General features: G+C 39.8%; 2 protein-coding genes and 3 pseudogenes. 3 read left to right on the forward strand and 2 right to left on the reverse strand.

The window, feature by feature from the left end; translation table 11 throughout:
* The first annotated feature begins 188 nt into the window (after nucleotides 1-188).
* Nucleotides 189-512, forward strand: coding sequence for a hypothetical protein (locus K5R89_RS26735; RefSeq protein ID WP_017899891.1), 324 nt, complete (start codon nucleotides 189-191; stop codon nucleotides 510-512).
* A gap of 182 nt (nucleotides 513-694) precedes the next feature.
* A pseudogene (locus tag K5R89_RS27690) lies at nucleotides 695-778 on the forward strand (hypothetical protein); the annotation flags it as partial.
* A gap of 601 nt (nucleotides 779-1,379) precedes the next feature.
* On the opposite strand, the gene ptsG reads toward K5R89_RS27690, so the two are convergent.
* Nucleotides 1,380-2,819, reverse strand: a complete 1,440-nt coding sequence (gene ptsG / locus K5R89_RS26740; protein ID WP_064175101.1) for a PTS glucose transporter subunit IIBC — start codon at nucleotides 2,817-2,819, stop codon at nucleotides 1,380-1,382.
* A gap of 531 nt (nucleotides 2,820-3,350) precedes the next feature.
* Here ptsG and K5R89_RS27910 point away from each other — a divergent pair.
* Nucleotides 3,351-3,398: pseudogene (locus K5R89_RS27910) on the forward strand (IS1 family transposase); the annotation flags it as partial.
* A gap of 28 nt (nucleotides 3,399-3,426) precedes the next feature.
* Here K5R89_RS27910 and K5R89_RS27830 read toward each other — a convergent pair.
* Nucleotides 3,427-3,492 (reverse strand): annotated as a pseudogene (locus tag K5R89_RS27830) (PTS fructose transporter subunit IIB); the annotation flags it as partial.
* Nucleotides 3,493-3,516: the final 24 nt, after the last annotated feature.

The raw sequence follows: 3,516 nt of genomic DNA on the forward strand, positions 1-3,516 counted from the left end.
GAACGGTCTGCGTTGTCGGGAAGATACGTGATCTGATCCTTCAACTCAGCAAAAGTTCGATTTATTCAACAAAGCCGTGCATCGTAACTAATTATTCATTAATTGAGGAATTTTGACCGATACAGTTTGTCATTCTAAATAAGAACAACATATAATGAATTCGACAGCATTTAATTAAGGAGTGATTTATGAATGGGTATATCGTCACAATCATTATCGCATTCATTTTCGGTCCCATTCTGGCGTTACCGGTAATGTTCTTCGGTTTGTTTAATATAATGGATTTTGCGCTGTATTCATTCCCCATATTTTTCTTTTGTATTATGGGGTACAGGCAAGATAAGAGGGTTAAGGATGCTTTTAAGGGATTAATACCGGGCCTAATTGTATCTCTGATTCTGACGACTTTTGTTCTGTTTGTTAAAGATCAGAGCGACTGTACGAATAAATATGACTCAGGCAGTCTGTCTGCTGCTGTGTGTGAGAGACTTGAGGGACCAGGATTTAGATAACGGAAGCCTTAACGGTGGCGCAGCTCGTCACGGAACGCTTCAATCTTACTGTACGAAAACGAATAATATGGTTAATTTCGAAATAGCTGTGCAGAATAGTAGATCACTTATAGGGAACTCAGCCCGGATTGTGCGATCTGATCAATCGCCAAATCAAAACAAATCACCAAACGGACTGAGCGATGTCGATCATAGCACCAATACCTCGTGACGAACGACGCCTGATGCAGAAAGCTATCCATAAAACACGCGATAAAAATCATGCCCTTGTTTTTATAGCATCTATTCCCCATCTAACCCATGAGTTACCAGTATTAAAATCTTTTCTATAAATTCAAGATATTGTGATGCTTTATCATAACCAGAAACATTGTTCAATTTAACATGAAATGCGTGTAACCGTCTTTCATTATTACATATAGTCCATGATTATACACACAGAGCAGAACAATCTTACGTTGACAAACTGACTCAAACGTTTGAAATTATTAAATACCATTAATATAACATCTCATCATAACCATAATAACATATTGTTCTATTGAGAATTCCAAGCGAAAAATGGATGAAGATAAGCGACTTTAACCTTATTCATAACTGGAGGCTTGCTATTTATTCTACGTAAACAACATAGTTATTTACGTTTTATTTTTTGTGTTAGCGACTAATTTCACAAAGGAAAAAACCATTAGATCCATGTACGTGTAATTATTTTTTCATTACTCACGATAAGTGAAATCTTTGATTACATAAGATCTATATTGTATTTATAGGTGGATTCAAAGATCAATTTTATTTACATCTTATTAATTGAGGAGGGGTAAAGACTTACACCTCCTCATTTATACTTAATGTAAAATTACTGGATCAGGTTGTCCATGACCGCATATGCTCATCCATTTCTGTTTTAAGGTTGTCAGAGCGGGTACCAAAAATAGCCTGTACACCCGAACCAGCCACTACAACACCTGCTGCCCCTAATTTTTTCAGGTCCCCCTGATTAACTTTAGATATATCGGCCACGCTAACGCGTAACCGTGTAATACAAGCATCAAGATTGGTAATATTTTCTTTCCCACCAAAAGCACTGATTAAAGCGGGTGCCATTTCACTTCTTAAACCAGATTTACTGTCTTCAGTCACATCTTCACGCCCCGGAGTTTTCAGATCAAGCATCTTAATCAGTACTCGGAAGACTGTGTAGTAAATGACCGCATAACCTGCTCCGACAATCGGGAACAGCCAAAGCTTACTACTGTTTCCTGACAGAACAATAAAATCAATCAACCCATGCGAGAACGATGTCCCATCACGCATCCCCAACAAAATACAGATAGGAAAAGCTAACCCGGCAAGAATAGCATGGATGATATAGAGAACAGGGGCTACAAACATGAATGCAAACTCAATCGGTTCTGTAATCCCCGTCAAGAATGAAGTCAATGCGGCAGAGATCATAATACCGCCAACTTTAGCACGATTCTCAGGTTTTGCTGAATGCCAAATAGCAATGGCTGCAGCAGGGAGTCCAAACATTTTGAAAAGGAATCCCCCCGACAACATACCCGCAGAAGGATCACCAGCCATATAACGAGGAATGTCACCATGAAAGACCTGACCTGCTGCATTGGTATACTGACCGACTTCCATCATGAAAGGGAAATTCCAGATGTGATGGAGACCGAAAGGAACCAGACACCGTTCAACAAAACCATAAATAGTAAAAGCAAGTACCGGGTTCTGATAGGCAGCCCATTCAGAAAAATTCTGTATTGCACTTCCAACTGGAGGCCATATAAATGACAGCAGAACCCCTAGCACAATAGCCGTAAGTCCCGAAATGATAGGAACAAACCGTTTACCCGCAAAGAAGCCAAGGTAATCTGGAAGTTTAATACGGTAGAAACGGTTAAACATATATGCAGCAACAGCGCCCGCAATAATCCCCCCTAGTACCCCGGTATCAGCCAAATGATTTGCTGCTACCTCTTCTGCAGACAGATGCAACATAAGCGGCGCAACGACTGACATCGTTTTAGCCATAATCCCATAGGCAACGACCGCAGCAAGTGCTGCCACACCATCATTGTGCGTAAAACCAAGCGCTATACCGATGGAGAAAATGATTGGTAAATTTGAAAAGACCGATCCGCCAGCCTCAGCCATCACATGTGAGACCACGGATGGTAACCAACTCAGATTAGCAGCACCTACCCCCAATAGTATTCCTGCGATTGGCAACACTGATACAGGTAACATCAATGACTTACCGATTTGTTGTAATATTGCAAAAGCATGTTTAAACATACAATGTGCTCCTGAGTTGTTGTTTCTTTTGTATGAAAATCTGTCAAAAAGATATGCCAGATTTATTACGGAGCATAAAATAAATCAATAATTCAGAAACCAATTCGCCATCACATTTCTTTACATTACTTTATCAACACACACCATTAATGCCCATAAATATGATATTAATGTGAAGCAAGTCTCAAGATTTGACATTTTAGTAATTCTATTTTTCTATACCGACCTTGAATTGTGACAAAAATCACAACATCAATCATTGATTTGTGAAAATTTATCTTCTGGAAGGTGTAATATACCATACTGAATTTTCAGTCCGTCCATTGACCGTGGACGTTTTTTTTCACTCTTAAAAATAAAGTTTCCCAGATAACATAAACGTCATGCATCAGCGTTTTAACAAAAAAGCACCCATTTCATGACACATAGCGACTGGAAATAAATAGCTCTTGGCATAACGGAATACGATTGTTGGTGATGCCTCTGAATGGTTGGATTTTATGATACCCTGCCCTTTTTTGAGGCATTTCCATGGCTACCGTAACTGTCCATTGTCCCCGCTGTGATTCTGATGAGGTTTACCGACATGGACTCAGTCCGACTCAACGTGAGCGATTCCGGGCTTTGTTGAATAAATCGAACTTTTGCTGAGTTGAAGGATCAGATCACGCATCTTCCCGACAACGCAGACCGTTCC

It is taken from the genome of Klebsiella sp. TF21-TM (assembly GCF_019753495.1).
GTDB lineage: Bacteria > Pseudomonadota > Gammaproteobacteria > Enterobacterales > Enterobacteriaceae > Klebsiella > Klebsiella quasipneumoniae.

Excerpts from the sequence above, each read along its gene's own strand:
- K5R89_RS26735 (WP_017899891.1), top strand. The coding sequence starts at position 189 with ATGAATGGGTATATCGTCACAATCATTATCGCATTCATTTTCGGTCCC.
- ptsG (WP_064175101.1), bottom strand. The coding sequence starts at position 2,819 with ATGTTTAAACATGCTTTTGCAATATTACAACAAATCGGTAAGTCATTG.